At 46.2% G+C, this 19,135-nt stretch carries 13 protein-coding genes; 8 read left to right on the top strand and 5 right to left on the bottom strand.

All coding sequences use genetic code 11. The features are described 5' to 3' along the window. Positions 1–19 precede the first annotated feature (19 nt). Complete coding sequence (gene glpD, locus VR7878_RS06430; protein WP_077334496.1) at positions 20–1,564, bottom strand: glycerol-3-phosphate dehydrogenase; 1,545 nt, start codon at positions 1,562–1,564, stop codon at positions 20–22. Between the two features lie 174 nt (positions 1,565–1,738). After that, positions 1,739–2,542 (bottom strand): DeoR/GlpR family transcriptional regulator, encoded by an 804-nt coding sequence (locus VR7878_RS06425; RefSeq protein ID WP_077334544.1) that lies wholly within the window; start codon positions 2,540–2,542, stop codon positions 1,739–1,741. A gap of 324 nt (positions 2,543–2,866) precedes the next feature. Between VR7878_RS06425 and VR7878_RS06420 the strand changes: the two genes are divergently transcribed. Beyond that, positions 2,867–3,664, top strand: a complete 798-nt coding sequence (locus VR7878_RS06420; protein ID WP_139344034.1) for an NPP1 family protein — start codon at positions 2,867–2,869, stop codon at positions 3,662–3,664. A 104-nt stretch (positions 3,665–3,768) separates the two neighbouring features. Here VR7878_RS06420 and glpT read toward each other — a convergent pair whose 3' ends face one another. Then, positions 3,769–5,127 carry a glycerol-3-phosphate transporter gene (glpT, locus tag VR7878_RS06415; protein ID WP_077334542.1) on the bottom strand — a complete coding sequence of 453 codons (1,359 nt, stop codon included), beginning with the start codon at positions 5,125–5,127 and terminating at the stop codon, positions 3,769–3,771. A gap of 305 nt (positions 5,128–5,432) precedes the next feature. Here glpT and VR7878_RS06410 point away from each other — a divergent pair, with 305 nt between their 5' ends. Beyond that, positions 5,433–8,561 carry a DUF748 domain-containing protein gene (locus VR7878_RS06410; RefSeq protein WP_077334492.1) on the top strand — a complete coding sequence of 1,043 codons (3,129 nt, stop codon included), beginning with the start codon at positions 5,433–5,435 and terminating at the stop codon, positions 8,559–8,561. 108 nt (positions 8,562–8,669) lie between these two features. Here VR7878_RS06410 and VR7878_RS06405 read toward each other — a convergent pair whose 3' ends face one another. Then, positions 8,670–10,199, bottom strand: coding sequence for a pectate lyase family protein (locus VR7878_RS06405; RefSeq protein ID WP_235862855.1), 1,530 nt, complete (start codon positions 10,197–10,199; stop codon positions 8,670–8,672). 555 nt (positions 10,200–10,754) lie between these two features. Here VR7878_RS06405 and VR7878_RS06395 point away from each other — a divergent pair. The 6 genes from VR7878_RS06395 (at position 10,755) to VR7878_RS06370 (ending at position 18,167) form a co-directional block, all read left to right on the top strand. Beyond that, a complete protein-coding gene (locus VR7878_RS06395) occupies positions 10,755–12,428 on the top strand; it encodes a rhamnogalacturonan lyase B N-terminal domain-containing protein (RefSeq protein WP_205409427.1) in 1,674 nt (557 codons plus the stop codon). A gap of 663 nt (positions 12,429–13,091) precedes the next feature. Beyond that, on the top strand, positions 13,092–14,132 hold the full coding sequence (locus tag VR7878_RS06390; RefSeq protein ID WP_077334484.1) for a porin: 1,041 nt from the start codon (positions 13,092–13,094) through the stop codon (positions 14,130–14,132). Between the two features lie 132 nt (positions 14,133–14,264). After that, positions 14,265–14,948: a DUF2057 family protein gene (locus tag VR7878_RS06385; RefSeq protein WP_159440436.1), complete on the top strand. Its 684-nt coding sequence runs from the start codon at positions 14,265–14,267 to the stop codon at positions 14,946–14,948. Positions 14,949–15,085: 137 nt separating this feature from the next. After that, positions 15,086–15,541 carry a Zn(2+)-responsive transcriptional regulator gene (gene zntR, locus VR7878_RS06380; protein ID WP_235862854.1) on the top strand — a complete coding sequence of 152 codons (456 nt, stop codon included), beginning with the start codon at positions 15,086–15,088 and terminating at the stop codon, positions 15,539–15,541. Continuing rightward, entirely contained in the window at positions 15,519–16,646 is a 1,128-nt protein-coding gene (locus tag VR7878_RS06375) for an SO_0444 family Cu/Zn efflux transporter (RefSeq protein WP_077334480.1), read from the top strand. The genes zntR and VR7878_RS06375 overlap by 23 nt, the downstream gene beginning before the upstream one ends. A gap of 279 nt (positions 16,647–16,925) precedes the next feature. Further along, positions 16,926–18,167, top strand: a complete 1,242-nt coding sequence (locus VR7878_RS06370) for an MFS transporter (RefSeq protein ID WP_159440435.1) — start codon at positions 16,926–16,928, stop codon at positions 18,165–18,167. On the opposite strand, the gene VR7878_RS06365 is transcribed toward VR7878_RS06370, so the two are convergent. Then, on the bottom strand, positions 18,056–19,099 hold the full coding sequence (locus VR7878_RS06365; RefSeq protein WP_077334476.1) for a GlxA family transcriptional regulator: 1,044 nt from the start codon (positions 19,097–19,099) through the stop codon (positions 18,056–18,058). The two genes, VR7878_RS06370 and VR7878_RS06365, sit on opposite strands and share 112 nt — an antisense overlap. Positions 19,100–19,135: the final 36 nt, after the last annotated feature.

The following is a 19,135-nucleotide window of genomic DNA, read 5'->3' as shown; positions in this document are numbered from 1 at the left end:
CACTGTTGTTACCCGCCCCTTAACCGACTTTAAACAGGTCGGTTACCGATGCGTCAGTACAACGATCAGCAATGTATGCTGAGATTTCCTGTTGCTCTTCCTGACTGAGATATAAACCCAGTTTAGTTCTGCGCCATAAAAAGTCATCACTGTTTCTGACAAACTCACAGGCAATCATATAGTCGATTTCCCGCTGATAGACCTCTTCGGCAAAACAGCGTCCCATTGCTTCTAAACTATCGACACCGGACAACATTTTGCGGGTATAGGTACCAAACTGAATTGCATAGCGAAATGCCAGCTTCTGACTCAACCAAGGGTAACTGGCCCGGAATGATTCACCCAGTTGCTCCCGGGTACAGCTAAAGTAACCCCCCGGAAGCGGTACACTGGCTGTCCACGCTTTGCCCATCTGCTCAAAATACGGTTCAAGCTTGTGCATCGCCGCTTCACCTAATTTACGATAAGTCGTTAACTTACCGCCAAACACCGACAACAGCGGTGCCTGATCGCCTGTCTGTTCCAGCTCAATGGTATAATCTCTGGTAACAGCCTGCGGTGAACTTGATTCATCATCACATAACGGGCGAACCCCACTGTATGACCAAATCACATCCTCACGGGAAAGCTGTCGCACAAAGTGCTGATTGACAATATCGATTAAGTAATCCTGCTCTTCATCGTCGATTTCAACCTGACGGGGATCACCATGATATTCGACATCTGTGGTTCCAATGATGGAGAAATCGTCCATGTACGGAATGACAAATACAATTCGGTTATCTTTATTCTGTAAGATATATGCCTGTTCTTCATGGTGGATCCGGGGGACAACGATATGTGACCCTTTCACCAAACGAATATTACGAGGAGACTCGGTTGATAAGCCATCATCAAAAAACTGTTTCACCCAAGGCCCGGCAGCATTGACCAGTGCTTTAGCATAACGTTCAAAACGTGTATCCGTTTGTTGATCATAAATCGTGACACGCCAGACATCGTTTTCACGGACTGCCCGCTCAACCCGACAGTAGTTACTCACTTCTGCGCCATTTTCCTGAGCGGCCAGAATATTCAGAATGACTAAACGCGCATCATCGACCCAACAATCCGAATACTCAAACCCGGTTTTCATCTCAGGTTTGAGTAACCCGCTTTCAGCCAGATTGACTTTGTGACTGGCCGGTAACGTAGTTCGCTTGCCGAGATGATCATATAAAAACAGTCCGCAGCGAATCATCCACGCAGGCCGGAGATAAGGTCGGTGTGGCAATCGAAAGCGCATCGGACGTGCAACATGAGGGGCTTTTCTCAACAGAATTTCTCGTTCGGCAAGCGCTTCCGCGACTAAACGAAATTCATAATGTTCCAAATAGCGCAATCCCCCGTGAATCAGCTTAGAGCTGGATGAGGAGGTCGCAGAGGCAAAATCTTGTGCTTCATAAAGCCCGACAGATAAGCCCCGTCCGGCAGCATCAGCAGCAATTCCGGCACCATTAATGCCGCCACCGACAATAATTAAGTCCAGCAGACGATTTTCTTGATTGGGTGCTATTACATCCATAAAGTAACCTCAAAATGAGCAAACGAACATTTACAAACATTATTGAGCGTAACTTAACTGCCGTTTAAATGCATCATTTATTTTCGATTATGTTCGTTTTGTCGATAAATCTAAAAAAACCTTCTGTTAAGAAGGTTTTTTATGAGGTCATCAGTATTGGTAATTAAGACCGGATTAAGCCGATGAAGGCAACTCTGAAACGGTTTGCTCGGGGGATATTGCAACTTCTAAAGATACTTGGTTCGCTTCCAGTATTGACTGGATTTCCTGCGGGGGCTGTTTATCGGTAAACAACGTATTAATTTGGGAGATATTACCGAGTTTAACCATCGCATTGCGACCAAATTTAGAGTGATCGACCGCGAGAAAAACACTGCGGCTGTTTTCAATAATCGCCTGTTTGACTCTGACTTCATGGTAATCAAAGTCCAGCAAAGAACCGTCAAAATCAATCCCGCTGATCCCGAGAATACCGAAATCAAGCCGAAACTGCTGAATGAAGTCCAATGTTGCTTCCCCAATGATTCCGCCATCACGGTTACGCACTTCCCCGCCAGCCAGAATGACATTAAAGTCCGGCTTTGAGAGCAGAATACTGGCCACGTTCAGGTTGTTCGTCACGATTCGCAACTGCTTATGACTTCGGCTCAGTGCGCGGGCAACGGCTTCCGGGGTTGTGCCGATATCAATAAACAAGGTGGCGTGATTCGGAATATGCTTCACCAATGCTTCGGCAATATGATCTTTTTCAGAATAGTTATGTGACTTCCGGGTTGTATAGGAATCATTTTCCGAGCTGATGGGTACGGTTGCGCCACCATGATAACGACGGATTTTATTTGCATCAGCCAACTCATTCAAATCACGACGAATCGTTTGCGGGCTAACGTGAAAGCGTGTCACCAGTTCATCGGTACTGATGTAACCATGTTTTTTGACCAGTTCTATTATTTTCTGATGTCTCGGAATTTGCTTCACATCCGGCTCCATGTTTCATTCACCCATCACTCACTGATGTACATATAGCAAACACGCATTTCTGCTCGTGGGATGGCTTTATCAATTCGAAAAAATTCACTCAAACTTTCACTCAGACTATTGTGCGGTAAATCCGGGAGAGAAAGAAGTCCCTTCGAGACAAAAAGTGCCGTCCATGACTGAAAAGAGTCGCTTTCTTGTCATCTATCAAGTTTAGACTTGACTCGCTCAAGTGAAAACAACTTGACGAACATAAGCACTCAATTGAATATTAATTTTCACCCAATTTTAATTTTTACTCAATGAATGAAAGGAAGCATGACCATGCAGAAACACATACGTCACTCTGGTTTAGCACTCTCCATATCTCTGTTATTTTTCAACACCGCTTATGCCGATGATTTTTCTAAACTGGATCAGGCACTCCCTGCAAATATCGATGCCTACTCTATTGCTCCGGTATTTGATTTCGATACGGATGGTTGTCTGCCGAGTGGCGGCATCAGCCGGACCGGCCAGCAAAATGGCGGCTTGAAACCCTCTGGTGGCTTAACCTCTGGTTGTCGCAACACCAACTTCCTCAATTTATCCAATACTTATCATCGCTATGCCTGCAAAATCAATGGCTCAGATCAGTATTGTGGTCACTTCTACGCGTTATATTTCCTCAAAGATCAGATTCTCAACGGTATCCAGAGTGGCCATCGGCATGACTGGGAAAATGTGGTGATCTGGACGAAAAATGGCCGCGTCACACACGGCAGCTACAGCGCTCACGGAAAACTGACGACACGTGCCGTCTCTGAGTTAGATACCAATGGCAAACACATCAAATTCGTTTATCACAAGGACGGTCTCCTGACTCATGCATTCCGGTTCAGTAAGATGGAAGAAGTGGCTGAGAACCCATACGGCTACTTTGTCACGCCGGATATTATCAGTTGGTATACCATGTATGGCGATCAGGTCAGTAACGACACGCTGAGAAACCAACTCAATCGTTATGACTATGGATCAGCCAATGTGCCGATCAAAGATGGGAGCTTTCTGAGTAATTTGAATCGTGGCAAACCCGATAATTATCCGCAGTTCTCCGCTTCAGATGTGGTCAATTCACGTTAAATTCAGCCGATGACTCCGAGTCAACGGACGTGAAAAACGGATGCAATACAGCGAACAATCACGCTGGGTTGCATCCGTTGAGTTAAAGGCGGCCAGCCGGCAGACTAGGCCAATGCTTGCTCTTGCTTGCCTCGGTGCACTCTTCTTTCGCCAATCAATGCGTAGATCAGACAGATAATCGCAGCGATACATGCGCCAACCAGAATAATAAATCCGCCATTCCAGCCAAAGTGATCAACGGTATATCCCAAAATGGCGTTTGCAGCGACAGCCCCGCCCAGATAACCGAACAGACCTGTAAGTCCCGCAGCCGTTCCCGCTGCTTTTTTGGGTGCCAGCTCCAACGCATACAAACCAATCAACATCACGGGGCCATAAATAAGAAAACCGATTGCAATCAGTGCCAGCATATCGACACTCGGATAACCTGCAGGGTTCAACCAATACACCAGTACCGCAAGTAGCACCAGTACCATAAACAAAATACCCGCGGGAGCGCGACGTCCCTGAAAAACTTTATCGGAAACCCAGCCGCACAATAAAGTTCCCGGAATACCGGCCCACTCATACAAAAAGTAAGCCCACGATGATTTATCAACCGAAAAATCTTTTGCTTCTTTCAGATAGACGGGAGCCCAGTCCAGTACGCCGTAACGGATCAAATAGACAAAAGCATTCGCAACCGCGATTGACCATAACAGTTTGTTAGACAACACATATTTGAAGAAAATCTCTTTCGCACTCATTTCTTGCTCATACGATTGATCATAATCCTCGGGATAGTCATTTTTATACGCTTCAATCGGTGGTAGACCACACGATTGTGGTGTGTCTCTCAGTGTGACCCAAATCAGAACCGCCACGAGGATTGCGAAAAATGCCGGGACATAAAATGCCGTACGCCAGTCGTCATGAAATAGCCATAGCCCCAACAGGAAGATCGGTCCAATCAGCCCGCCTCCGACATTATGTGCCACATTCCATACTGAAACGAGTTCACCACGCTCTTTGCGTGACCACCAGTGCACCATCGTCCTGCCGCAAGCCGGCCACCCCATTCCCTGAAACCAGCCATTCAAAAACAGCAAAATGAACATGGCGGTAATACTACCGGTTGCCCACGGCATAAAGCCAAAACACAGCATGACGCAGGCAGAAAGCACTAAACCGGCACTGAGGAAATAGCGAGGGTTTGAGCGGTCAGAAACACTCCCCATCAAAAACTTAGACAGGCCATAAGCAATCGAAACCGCAGCCAGCGCAACCCCCAAATCACCGCGACTGAATCCCTGTTCAATCAAAAATGGCATTGCCAGACTAAAATTTTTCCTCACCAAATAGTAACCAGCGTAACCCACGAAAATACCGATAAAAAGTTGCCAGCGTAGTCGAGTGTAAACCCCGTCAATCTGCTCACGGGGAAGTGGCTCAATATGAGCCTGTGGTTTGAAAATTCCAAACATGATGACCTCAGCGATGGTGGACATATCAATGTCCTGATGCATAGTTTCATCAGGACAAGACCATAAAGTACAAACGAAACGTTCGTTCGAGCCAATCGCATTTTCATACGCGCAATATTACATTTTTGTGACAACCTCAGCACACTCGTTAATTTGCATATGAAAACAAGTCATTCATGTCGATGCCCGCACATTCTGCGCAAGTTCACAGCACTCTCATCACGTACTAGGGGTTGTTGAATCAGCCATTTAAAAAAAATTAGCTAAAATAAAGGCATGTCTATCATCTCTATCGGCCTCCTGCTATGACTCATATTTTTGCCAAATTCTGGCGCCGTTTCCGGCAGCTTCCCCAAGTGCTCCGTATCTCAAGCTATTTGTTACTTAGTTACGCAGCTTATGCACTGCTGCTCGGGGGAATCACGCCACTCATTCTTCAATCCCAAATGCCGAAAGTCCTGAGTGAACATTTAGGAAGAGAGGTTCAGATTGCCCACATCAGCATCAACCCTTTTTTACTGCGTGCCCGAGTCGAGGACTTGCAAGTCATGACGCCGGATCAACAGGGCAGCGTGGTAACAATCGGCCATACAGAGTTGATGTTCAGTTTCTGGCGTAGTCTGTTACATCTGACACCAACCATCGATCATCTATGGATAACTCAACCGTCGCTCAATCTTGTACGGTTCAAAACTGACGCTGGGCAAGTCCGTTTTAATATCAGTGATATTGTTGAGCGTCTCGCGTCCCAAGCAACCACAACATCTCAGCCACCGTCAGTCGCAGATGAAGCCGGTGAGACAACGATTGCCGCTTTCCGCAGCGAAGATATTCATCTCTCGCAAGGGCAGATACATTTCTCCGATCAGGTCAGCGGTGCTCAGCTCAGCTACCACGGACTGGATATCCGTTTACAGCAGTTCGATACACAAGCAAGCATGGCGCGACTTGAGTCAGAACCAAGCCACTCATCAACGTCAGACCAATCATCCGCATCCCCCCTGCCCCCGAACCGATATCAGCTACAAATCACCGGCGCGGATCAGGGTCAGGTGCAACTGCGTGGTCAGGTACAGCTACTGCCCCTTAAAGTCAGTGGTGAGCTGTCGGTTCAGTCCGTCACACTGGCACCGTTTTGGCCTTTTGTTGCGGACCTAATCCCCGCCCGCTTAACTGACGGTGTCATCGATTTCCACACACGTTATGATCTGCAAGAGACCCGCAACCGGCTCGCTTATACCTCCCGACAAGGTCAGCTGACGCTACAGCAGTTGGTTTTTCAGGCCAGTCGTAAGCCGCATCTCAAACTATCCCGATTAACGCTCAGTGATATCGTGTTAGACAGCCCTGCACAGACCCTTGATATCGGGCAACTCAAACTGTCCGGTTTATGGGCAGACGGACAACTCAACGCGCAAGGGCTCGACTTACAACACCTGTTTACCCCGATTCATAACGCCGGTGCCCCAACATCTCAGCCCTCCCCGACACCGCCTGAAAACCAATCGCCGGCACCGTCTTCATGGCTCGTGCGCCTTCATCAGCTCTGGATGACGGGGACCGATTTGAACCTCAAGGAACAACAACTGACCTCCGGGGTTTATTGGCGAATTCATAATCTGTCGCTCTCAACCGGAGAGATTGACAGTCGTCTCAGTCAGCCGATCGATTATCAACTGGCATTCGACCTTGCCTCCGATCCTCACCACCCGCCTGAAGAGGTGAAGGGGCATTTCATTGCTCAGGGGATTGTCGCACCGCAATCACTGAGCATCCAGAGTGATATTGAACTGCAACGGTTGGATCTCAGCCAGTTTCAACCGTATTTACAGCCCTACCTGAACTTACAGCTCAGCCACGGGGAATTTTCGACCCAAGGCCATGTTCAGGTCGCCCCGGCGACATCTGGTGTCCGTTATCAGGGGACTGCGGCTCTCAATCAGTTGATGGTCAAAGACTCGCGTAATCGTCAGCCGCTGCTGAAATGGGAGGCGATGTCAATCGATGCGATCGCCTTTGAGCAAGCCGCACATCAACTCACGATTCACGAAATCACGTTAGACAAACCGTATGCAAAAATATTGATCGACCCAAATCGAAATACCAATATTGATCATCTTGTGACTGGGCCTCAGTCCGGGGAGCCTTCTGAAACCACCACCACGGTCAAATCTGACGCCCGGACGCAGTCGAAATCCCCCTCCCCCTTTCAGCTTGAAATCGGTGCCATCAAAATCAGGCATGGTTCGGCTTTTTTTGCCGATCAGTCGCTTACCCCGAATTTCGCAACCGGGATTGAATCTCTGAACGGTACAATCAGTCGACTCTCATCTGACCCGGAGAACAAAGCACAGGTTCATTTAACCGGTAAGATAGACCAATATGCGCCGGTCTCCATTGACGGAGAAATCAACCCACTTTCCACACCTCCTTATCTCGATTTAGCCGTGAATTTCAATCGTGTTGAACTCACATCGGTTAATCCATACTCCGGGACTTACGCCGGTTACTATATTGATAAAGGACAGCTGTCATTGGGATTACAGTATCAACTCGAACAGAATCAGCTCGTCGGTAAAAACCACATCGTGATCGACCAGCTGCAACTGGGAAAAGCAAGCCATTCCGAGCAAGCCCTTAACTTGCCTTTGAAACTCGCCATTGCACTATTACAGGACCGCCACGGCGTGATTGATCTGGGGCTGGATATATCTGGCGATCTCGATAACCCCAGCTTCAGTTTCGGCAGTATTATTATGACGGCCCTGACCAACATGATCGCGAAAGCCGTCACGGCACCATTTAGTTTACTGGCAGGTTTAGTCGGTAGTGATGATGAACTCAACATGGTTCAGTTTGAGCCCGGTCTGGCAACCTTAAGTACAGCAGAGCAAGAGCGGCTAAAAACGCTGGCAACGGCATTGACCGACCGACCCAAACTCAGCGTCAGTGCCAAAGGTCACGTATCTCTCACACAAGATAGTCAGGCAATCAAAACCATGAAGCTGAAGCAACAACTCCAGAGACAAAGTGGTGTTGTGCCCTTGCCGGCTGATCTCAGCGCCAGCCGCTTTCCTGAAAGTGGCCCCTTGGTTGAGGCATTGAACGAGCTGTTTAGCACTGAGTTACAAAAACAGCCGGATGCCGAACGACAAATGATTATTCAGCAACTGCAAGGTGAAAATCCGGATGTTGACCCCGAGCCGGTCACGGTGACAACCCGACTCCACATCGCGATGTACAATCAGCTGCTGAATGCTCAAGCGGTGAGTAATGATGAACTGGGCTATCTGGCTCAAAGGCGGGTGAATGCGGTGAAGGCATTTCTGGTCAATGAGGCCGGGCTACCTCCGGAACGTATTTTTCTGCTCGACAGTAAAACCGAGTTGAATGATCGTGAGCCGCAGGTGAAACTAATTTTAAGTGCCGATTAAGCCGCTCAGTACATTGACAACTTCCAGACATCACCGGATGAAGCAAACAAAGCAAAAGGGGGCCATGAACGGCCCCCTTTCAAGGTTACATCTTCCCTACCGGGTCAATTAATTTTTATAAACTTCAAACTCAGCAATCGCAGGTGTACCACTCGCGGCATGAATCACAAAACTGATTTTATCCAGATTAGTATCCGGGAAAGAGATCATGCCAGGAATTGAGCTGCCTGATGCCAGCGTCGTCCCATCATCATGGTTTACCAAAGACCAGGCAGTCACCGTTCCCTGAGTACCGGACAACTCAACAATGCGCACCGCATTAATCGTTTGATTGAGGCGTTTGACACTGATCGTACCGGTGCTGCCTCTTGGTGACCAGTAAGTACTGCTATCCCCATCAATCACATTGCCATAGCTGGTTCCGTTACCCTTAGAGCTACCGTCAGCAGCCGCATTTAAAGCGAGGTTCGAACCCGAAGGTGAGCCCCCATTATCACCACCGTTATTCTGGCCATCACCATTACCGTTACCATTGCCCGGTTGATCATTTCCCGGTGTAGTGACATGACAACGACCATCGGATACAGCCAGATTTTTATTGGCACCCGCTGTCGCCATGACAATCGCAGGGACACAACTTGCCTGATCAGGCTGATACTGATAAGGAATATGAATCGATGTGGTTGAAACCGGGTTCGGGCCAGCAGGATGCACTTTGCTGCCATCATTAGACCAACGCACATTGTCCCAAATATTGCCACTCACATCCCAGAATCCCATGTCATTGGTATAGAAAGTACCGAGCGGGTCTTTAGAATCTTTGACATAGTTATTTTCTGCTTTGATCTTGCCGCCGATTCTTGGGTTCATCCCGGAAGAAATTAAGCCATCGTAGTAATTATTATAAGAATGTGCTGTGGCATGACGTAATAATGGTGTCCGCGAATTAATGTTTTCATAGTAGTTATGGTGGAAAGTCACCGGCCCGTTATTATCATCACTATCACTTGAGCCCACCAGCCCGCCGCGGCCGGAATTTCTCAGAATACTGTAAGAAACCGTCACGTATTTGGTATTATTCTTCATATCTACCAAAGCGTCATAGCCATCACTTTCGCCACCACTCGCTTCTAATGTGGCATGATCAACCCAGACGTTTGAGACATCTTTCTCCATCCCGATAGCATCACCGCCATTTGACGTCGGAGAACCGGATTTCTTCACGTTTCTGACATGCACATTCCGGATGATAATATTAGATGAAGAGCGGATATGAATACCTAATTCATCGAAGAGTGCCCCTTGCCCGACGCCAATCAGGGTAACATTACTAATATCTTTCAGTTCAATTTTATCTGCTGCGGTATTACAGCTGTTACCAGAAACCTTTGAAGTATTACCATGATTGATAGTACCTTCGACCTGAATAATAATCGGTGTATCACTTGAAGCCCGGTTACATAACGCAGCATGAATTTGCGTACCCGTTGTTGCATGGACGATTTGTCCCCCTTCACCACCGGTTGTGCCACCATTTTCGGTATGAAAGCCATTGGCAAATGAAGGTGATGCAGCCCATGCCAGCGATGAAATCAATGACGCGACTATGGTGTGCTGAAATTGTTTTTTGGTCATCATGTTCTTCCTCATTTATATCATTAAAAATATTGATGATCTTTCTCGCCTCTCACTCGCGGCAGAAACAGACCTTATCCAGATAAATTAATTATTTTTCAATTACTTTTATTTCTGAAACCTTCTTTTTTGGGTGAATATCATGCTTTATAGAAGCCTTTCTCTACCTACCTCTTCTTTTTGATAAGCTTCAGATAAATTAAAGTAAATAATATATAACAAAACACAATTCCTTTTAAAATGAAACATTGTTTCTTTTTTGATCTATGTTGAAAAATGAACCGGTTTTTTTCGAAGTCATTTTTATTGAAGGAGTTCACACCCCTCAACTTTTTCTCTGTTAGACTTACGATATATTTCATTGTTAATTAGATATTTTGATGTAATTAACAATCAAGAATAATATCAATGCATTCTCTTGATATATCAAATATTTCTATAAATTTTTCGATTACTTACTTTATTTATATATTCATACAGAACAGAAGTCAGAATAAAAAATCAAACATAGGTTCAACCTATTTATTGATAAACCCAACGACGTCACTAGGAAATAATATGAAAAGAATCAAATATATATCGATAATAATGTGGGTGTTAGCCGCCTGCATATCGAGCTTCAGTGCACAAGCCGCTTTTCAGCTATCCACCTCTCAGGATTTTTATACAGTTGATACTAATGCCGGTGTGGTATTCAGTATACGCAGAGTTGATCGGGGTGTGAGTACACAATCACCCGGTGATCTTGCATCACTCAAGATTAATGGTGTTGAGTATCAAAATCAGCGTAGAGGATCTCAGATTAATTCGGGATTTGACTGGTTATATAACAATACATCCAATGTACAGGTTTACGCCCAAAATTATCAGAATCAATATATAAAAATTACGGTTCAGGCTGGCAATTTAACTCATTATTATATGGCAAGAAATGGTTATCCATATATCTATATGGCGACTTACTTTTCATCTGAACCCAATATTCATGGCCATGTCCGTTATATTTTAAGATTGCATCGTAACCGCCTCCCTTACGGACCGGAACCTTCTGATATTTCTCAAACTGTATCAACCGTTGAATCAGGTGATATTTTTGCACTCTCCAATGGAGAAACTCGCTCTAAACATTACTCTAATATGCGGCTAAAAGATTGGCATGCCATTGGTGCGCGAGGACCCAATGTCGGGGTTTGGCTGGTCAGGGATAATCATGAAGGTGGCTCCGGCGGCCCATTCTATCGCAGCCTTCTGAATCAGGGCACAGCAACCGATCAAGAAATTACCTATATCGTTAACTATGCCGAAGCTCAGACAGAAGCCTTTCGTACCGGTGTACTGAATCATTACACACTGGTTGTCAATAGCGGCCAGCAACCCCCTGCTGATGAAGATATTAACCTCTCTTGGTTTGCACAAATGGGGCTGAAGGGCTATGTTCCGGCATCAAACAGAGGTCGGGTTGCGGGCGTTGGCATTGCCGGACGCGACACCAATTATGAATATACCGTTGGCTTTGCCAACAATCGCGCCCAATATTGGGCAACTGCAAATCCGGCAAGTGGTTACTTCAGCAGTGACAATATGTTACCGGGTACTTACACGATGACCACTTATAAAAATGAACTGGCCGTCAACACTCAGACAGTAACTGTTCGTCCCGGTCAGACAACTGTTTTAAATTCCTATCAAATTACCGGAGATCCAAGCCGTGATCGCGCCATCTGGCGGATCGGTGACTGGGATGGCAGCCCGCAAGAATTTCTCAATGGCGACAAATTAACCACCATGCATCCTTCGGATGTGAGAATGGCAAACTGGAATCCGTCTAACTTTATCGTCGGTAATACGCCGGCCAGTGCCTTTCCTGCGTATATGTGGAAGGATATCAACAATGATCACATTATTTATTTCCGCCTCAACGATGCACAACGAGCAAAAGCACACCGTGTCCGGATCGGTATTACTGTGGCCTATGCCGGGGGACGTCCTAAAATTTCAGTGAATAACTGGACGTCGTCAAACCCACCACCACCGGCACAACCCAAGACTCGGACTTTAACCGTCGGAACATACCGGGGAAACAATATAACCTACACATTTGATGTACCTGCAAGTGCCTGGGTCAGCGGTAATAACTGGAATCGGCTGGTTGTCACAGCAATCAGCGGCTCAGGACTGAGTGGTTATCTGTCTGCCGGTTATAGTATCGATAGTATTGACTTACTTGATTAATACCATCGATTGCATCACACAAAACGAATAGTGAACTTTCGTGATCGATATCGGTCTTCTGTTAATCCCTCAGGAGCCGATATCATTCATTTTAAGGTACTTGCTCTCCAGTCAATAGTCGCTTTTCTATACGATAACACCATGAAAACACCACTCTCCATCGACGATAAATATTCTGTTGGTTAATCATATTGAAAATATGCCAGTTACATTTTGTTTAAATTTTATACATTACATATCTTGATTTAAGTCACAAAAATAAACATTTGATATACATTTTCAACTGACGAAAAATGCAATAGTTTATAGAACCAACTTGAATGAAAAAATCAATATAAATAACCATATTATTAGTATAATAACAAATATATATCATGATAAGTGCAAATAAATAACATAAATGATTTTGTCATAATAACGTAATTAATATGTAAAAATTCGCAAAATTCACTCACCCGACAAATATAAATAATTGTTTTATAAAAATAAAATTAGGAACATGCTCCCAAATTTATACCACTTGACACATATATTTCTCTTTTGCAATCTAGCGACTTCAATTATTGACTCATGTCACTAATCGTAGATACACATAATAAGCAGAAAAACAGGAAGCCAGGAAAGTGCTTCTTCATTTTTAAATAAAAAAGGTAATGGACTATTATGAAAAAAACGCTTATAGCGCTCGCAGTGCTTTCAGCTGCAAATGTGGTTAATGCTGCTGAAATTCTCAAAACAGACTCCGCATCCGTCGATTTTTATGGCCAACTCCGCGAAGAATTAAAACAGGTGGATTGGGCAAAAAAAAGTGATGATACTCACACCACACTCTCTTCAGGCTCATCGCGGGCCGGGGTCAATTCCATCTACACCATCAACGATGATCTTGATGTACTGGCAACTGTTGAATTTGGCATCGGTCAGAGCAACAGCGGCACCAGCCGTAAACACTACCTCGGTTTTGCATCCAAGGAATGGGGCACAGTGACCGTCGGTAAACAGAGTGTCCTGACTGATGATGTCTGGGGCGTCGAAAACGACTGGATCGGTTTAGGTTATAGTGTCCTTCCGGAAATGGATGATTATGGCATGTACTGGCTTCAGGATGCGATGATCAAGTATACGCTGGAAGGCTCTGCGGGCTGGTTTAAAGCAGCTTATTCATACAAAAACGGGAATGATGACCCGACCACCGCGGAAATCTTCGCCGGTACAACTTTCGGTAACATCGAATTATACGGTGGTGTCGGTTATCTGGAAGATAAAACCACTTCAACGAAAACCAAAGATATTACCATTACCAGTGGCGGTGCAACACACACGGTTGAATCCAAGACCACCACGGTCAACAGCAAAGAGCTGAAACATGGTATGCTCACCGTTAATTATAAAGGTGACGGCTGGAACTTAGGCACCACCTACTGGCATGCTCAAGTCGATGATAATGCGAAAAACACTAAGCTCACGTCTGACTCTGTGGCAGTTGCCGGTTCTTATAGCTTTACTGAAAAGCTCTCGCTCTACGGTGGTTATGAATACATCAAAGACCTTCAAGAAGAAGGTAATGACTTCAACGGGGTATACTCCGGCTTACTGTATAAATATGCGAGCTGGACCAAGGTCTATGCTGAAACCGGATTTAATGACTCTGATAAAATCGGTAATGACAGTTACTGGGGTATCGGTGTTCGCATCTACTGGTAATCTGTAAATGGCTGGTCACAGTCGTCTGCCTTCGGCTGTGACCAGATTAATACACCATCTTTTTGTATCAACCTGCCTTTATCCCTACAATCTATGTTGTCCACGCATGACCTTTTGACTCAAGGAATAAAAATGAAAATCGCATTGCCATTACTCGTCACACTTTCTCTGGGGATGATGCCATATACCGTTACGGCTAAAACTATCTTAAATATTCCAGCTAATGTTGATGTCCTTGCTATCAATGCACAACCACCTGAAAAGGCAAGCGGCTTATTCCCTTCAGATACCGAAACATTAGATGATGGCGTCAACCAAATTGTATTCAAATACTCCCCTGCCTTTGAAATCGGCAAAGATATCAGACATGCCTATAGTCAGGTGATCATTGCCAAATTTAAGGCGTCAGAGACTCAGCTTCATTTTGAACTCCCGTCTTATCGCAGCCTGACGCAAGCCCGGCAAGAAATCGACCATCTGCAATGGGCTCTCGTTGATGAACAGGGTAATAATGTTGTCATTGCAGAAGATACTTTACAGAAAAATGGTCTTCAGGTTGGTCGTGATTATGTACAGGAAGCACAACATTACAATGCTGGTTCAGGAATTGCCGCCATCCATATCAGCGCAACATCGCCACAACCTGCGACTCCCGCCAAACAACATCAGCTCTCAGCAACGAAAGTACCGACGGCATCAACAACACAACTTCCCTCAGCAGACTCACCCAACCTTGCTCAGCTCAAACACTGGTATCAAAAATCAAGCGAGCAGGAACGAAAAGCATTCCGTAAATGGATTATCGATCAGGAATAATCGATCTGATTCTCGGTCATGGAGCTGAGAACCAGCGCAGACATAACTGAATCTAAAAATATAAATTTATAAAAATACTTGACCCTGTACTCAGCTACAGGGTTTAAACTCATCCTATGTTATCCGGAAAAGAGAGCATGGATATGAGGACACTCAAACGGGGTGAACTGGCTAAAGAAGTCGGTGTGTCTCCGGAAACCATTCGCTATTACGAACAACAAGGTCTGTTGCAGGCTAACAGAGATGACAACGGATATCGGCGCTTCGAGCCAGGCTGTATTGATCGGCTTAAATTTATTCAACGTGCTCAGCGTGTCGGTTTAAGTCTCAAAGAAATTGGCGAATTGTTGACGCTGGAAATTGCCCGGGGCGAACACACATGTGAAGAAGTCAAAGCCATTACTCAGGCAAAGCAGCAAGAGATTCAACAGAAAATCGATGAATTACAACATATGTACGACGCCCTGACGGTACTCAATAATCGTTGCTGCGGTGGCTCTCATTCAGCAGAGCATTGCACCATTCTGACCGCATTAGCAGATACCGAATCATCAACCGAGGAGCTTGTTCATGAACACCCTAACACGCATTAGTCAGGCCTTTCTCGATCTATGGCTGGATGCTGCATTCTGGCTCCTGTTGGGTCTGATGATCGCCGGGCTGCTGCATACGTTTATCAAAAGTGATCGGTTGGGTCATCATTTAAAAGGGCATGGGTTCTGGCCTGTGATTAAAGCCGCAATTTTAGGTATTCCTCTCCCACTCTGCTCATGCGGTGTGATTCCCGCAGCAGTCGGACTGCGTCGGGCCGGCGCATCCAAAGGAGCCACGACGGCGTTTCTCATCTCTACACCGGAAACCGGCGTTGACTCAATTGCTATCTCTTACGCGCTACTTGGTCCGTTTATGACCATTATCCGCCCGATCGCTGCCATCTGTTCGTCGATTGCTGCCGCAGCACTGGTGCTGTCAGGAGAAAAAGCCGTTGCCCGGCCAGAACACTCTCCCGAACAACAGCCATCTACCTGTAGCGCTTCGGGTACGAAGGAAAATGATGGTGGCTGCTGCTGTCATCAACAAAAGCATCCCACCGGCCATCAAGCGCCGGATTCGCTGTGGCACAGAATCTGGCGCGGTCAAGTGTATGCATTTACTGACTTGTTAAGCGATCTCTCCCTCTGGCTTTTAGTCGGCCTGATCATTTCTGCCGGTGTCGTAGCACTGGTACCCTATGATGCATTAGCCGAAGTCAGCTGGGGTGGCTGGGCGATGGTCATTATGGCGTTGATTGGCGTTCCGATGTACATCTGCGCATCCGCTTCTACTCCGTTAGCTGCCGGACTGTTGATGGCAGGAGTTTCACCCGGTGCAGTACTGGTCTTTTTGCTGGCCGGTCCGGCGACAAACGTTGCCACATTAGGCATTGTACGTCGTGAAATGGGCTGGCACACATTAGGCAGCTACTTGACCGGTGTGATTGGTGTTGCCATTGGATTTGGCTATCTGACTAACGCGCTCGTTGAGCTATGGCACATTGATATTCAAGGTGAATTAGGCAGTAGTAATGAACTTATGCCACTTTGGTTGGCCGGACTATCAGGATTGGTTCTGATGCTATTGGTTGGCAATGACCTCCTGACGCGAATTTATCAACGTCTGTCCAGCAAAACACCGACACATAGCCACAGTCACCACTAGTTTTGAAACTGGATCTGCATTGCTTTTGCAGATCCAGTTCACTCAAACCGAAAAATAGTCACGCGATATCACACCAGCAAATCGATTGATCGTTCTTCATGCTCTGAGTAACCCGCAACAAAAACTAGCCAAATTCTGTCTATAGCAGCCTGAATGATTCAGATGTGTGCACAAATGTGCCGGAGATATGGCGTATTTTCAACGGATTCCATTGTTCAGATACCCGATAATGAGGGTATGACCGTTGTATTGGACGTATTTGGCAAAGGAGTTTGCACTTTGACTTTCACACGCGCTCAACTTCAGCTAATGGTTGTGGCTGGCATCTGCATTACCTTTTTGGCATCCACGATCAAAAGTAGCTATCAAATCTATTTTATCCCCCTGACAGAGTTCCTCTCGGTCACCCGGGGTGAGCTATCCGTCTCTGGTGCACTATTCGGGCTGTCTGTTGGCGTGATGTCACCGCTTGTCGGATGGGTCTGTGACCGATATGGCGCGCTACTTACTATATTGAGTGGCGCACTCATGGCATCGGCAGTTTTCCTGCTGCTCACGATTACCGACAATTATGCCGTTTTTTTGGTGCTCTACGGTATCATGTCGGCCTACGCTTTAACCGCCATGACCTATATTCCACTGGGTATCTTTATTGATCAGATGTTCAGCCAACAGCACAAAGGAATGGCCTTTGCAGCGATTTCAAACGGTACAGCTATCGGGTTTATCTTACTCTCACCGGTTTTAGTCTGGTTGAGCGGATTTGTGTCATGGTCAATGCTCTGCACGGCAATCGGGGGGATTTTTCTCGGTTGCGTCGTGCCCTTGATTATCCTGCTCCATCGTCAAATGACTCAATCCTCCGCCTTACCACCACAACAGTCCTTCCGTCAGGTGACACCACGGCAGGTACTCAAAAATATGTATACACCGACTTTCATCTGTCTGGCAGTCTCTTTTGCTGGCTGTGGTGCATCAATGGGATTTATCGATGTTCATCTCGTTCCATTGATTCAACAGCAATTCACGACGTTCTCGATTTATCAGGAAGTCACAGCCTCTACCTTGAGTTTACTCGGTATCGCCGAGTTGTGCGGTGCAGTTATCGTTGGCTGGCGGCTGAGGCGCTCATCACCGGTGAGCTTGTTGATCCAACTTTATCTGCTGCGTGGTGGTTCATTGTTACTTATCTATGATACGCAATCGAGACTCGCCTATCTGCTGTTCGCGATTGTGTTTGGATTAACCTATATGGGAACCGTCATTATCACCTCATTGATGTGTTTGAATTATTTTGGCACCCAACTCAAGGGACGTTTGTTTGGCTTATTGTTCACCGCCCACCAGCTCAGTGTATTTGTGACGGTTTCAGCCGGGGGATTACTGTATGACACCTTCCATCACTACCGCTATCTTATCTTGCTGTTAGTCTTACTGTGTGTCGGTGCGGCCTTTGCCGCAAGTCTATTGTCCCGGGAAGAGTCAGAACGTACTGTTGACGACAAATGTGAAGATAGCTGACTGGGTAATGAAGCAAACCGTTTTTTCCACACGGTACGCAACGCAGCCGGATTGGGAAACCCAGACAAATAAGCGGCCTGTTCAACCCCCATGCCGTTGTCGATCAACACTTTGGCTTCTTGCAGGCGAGTTTCGGCAATGTAATCACGCAATGTTGCTTCAGTATGTGCTTTAAATGTGCGTTGCAGATGACGTGGTGATACTCGGAAATGCTGACATAAATCGCTGATCGTTAAAGGGTGCTGATAGTTATCCAGAATGTAATCCTGAACGGCATGAATCAACGGACTGATATGGTTACGATGCTTAAAATGAACCGAAATTTGTGGATCATGTGCCATTCTGCGTCGATGAACAACCAGTTCCCTTGCGACATCCACTGCGGTTTTAACTGAAGTCAGCCGTTCAATCAGATACAAGGTGGTATCAATCCCTGCGGTCACGCCGGCACTGGTGATCAAGTTGTCGTAGTGAACAAAAATTCGATCCGCCAGTACCTGTGTCCCGGGGAACTGGTTAGCCAGCACCTGCACCAGATCATGATGCGTGGTCACATCTTTACCTTGAGTGAGTCCCGCTTTCGCGAGTAAGAAAGTCCCCGTGCAGACACCCACAACATAAGTATCTGGTTGAATCGCTTGTTTCAGCCAGTCAATACTTTGCTGCGCGATGGTATCGGTATAGATATCTTGTGAATATTTTGAACCACAGACAAAAATGACAGCACGGTCGGGAAGTTGCTCCGGAGGGGTCGCAATGTGAGCCAACCCAAGCCCCTGATGACTGTCCATATGATCAGAAAAACCAATGAAGTGAGTCTCAAACTGATCCGTCAGTTGGTTAGCGTTATTGATCGCCTGAACCGGGCCGGCAAGATCAAGTAAATGGATTTGCGAGTTGATCAAGAAATAAATCTGATACGGATTTGCCATATTCACCTTAACCTCGCTGATCCTATGCACATTGTG

It is taken from the genome of Vibrio ruber DSM 16370 (assembly GCF_900163965.1).
GTDB lineage: Bacteria > Pseudomonadota > Gammaproteobacteria > Enterobacterales > Vibrionaceae > Vibrio > Vibrio ruber.
This window is presented reverse-complemented; position numbering and strand designations above follow the sequence as displayed.

Coding starts and splice junctions, on each gene's coding strand:
- glpD (WP_077334496.1), bottom strand. CDS start 1,564: ATGGATGTAATAGCACCCAATCAAGAAAATCGTCTGCTGGACTTAATT.
- VR7878_RS06420 (WP_139344034.1), top strand. CDS start 2,867: ATGCAGAAACACATACGTCACTCTGGTTTAGCACTCTCCATATCTCTG.
- glpT (WP_077334542.1), bottom strand. CDS start 5,127: ATGTTTGGAATTTTCAAACCACAGGCTCATATTGAGCCACTTCCCCGT.
- VR7878_RS06410 (WP_077334492.1), top strand. CDS start 5,433: ATGACTCATATTTTTGCCAAATTCTGGCGCCGTTTCCGGCAGCTTCCC.
- VR7878_RS06405 (WP_235862855.1), bottom strand. CDS start 10,199: ATGATGACCAAAAAACAATTTCAGCACACCATAGTCGCGTCATTGATT.
- VR7878_RS06395 (WP_205409427.1), top strand. CDS start 10,755: ATGAAAAGAATCAAATATATATCGATAATAATGTGGGTGTTAGCCGCC.
- VR7878_RS06390 (WP_077334484.1), top strand. CDS start 13,092: ATGAAAAAAACGCTTATAGCGCTCGCAGTGCTTTCAGCTGCAAATGTG.
- VR7878_RS06385 (WP_159440436.1), top strand. CDS start 14,265: ATGAAAATCGCATTGCCATTACTCGTCACACTTTCTCTGGGGATGATG.
- zntR (WP_235862854.1), top strand. CDS start 15,086: ATGGATATGAGGACACTCAAACGGGGTGAACTGGCTAAAGAAGTCGGT.
- VR7878_RS06375 (WP_077334480.1), top strand. CDS start 15,519: ATGAACACCCTAACACGCATTAGTCAGGCCTTTCTCGATCTATGGCTG.
- VR7878_RS06365 (WP_077334476.1), bottom strand. CDS start 19,099: ATGGCAAATCCGTATCAGATTTATTTCTTGATCAACTCGCAAATCCAT.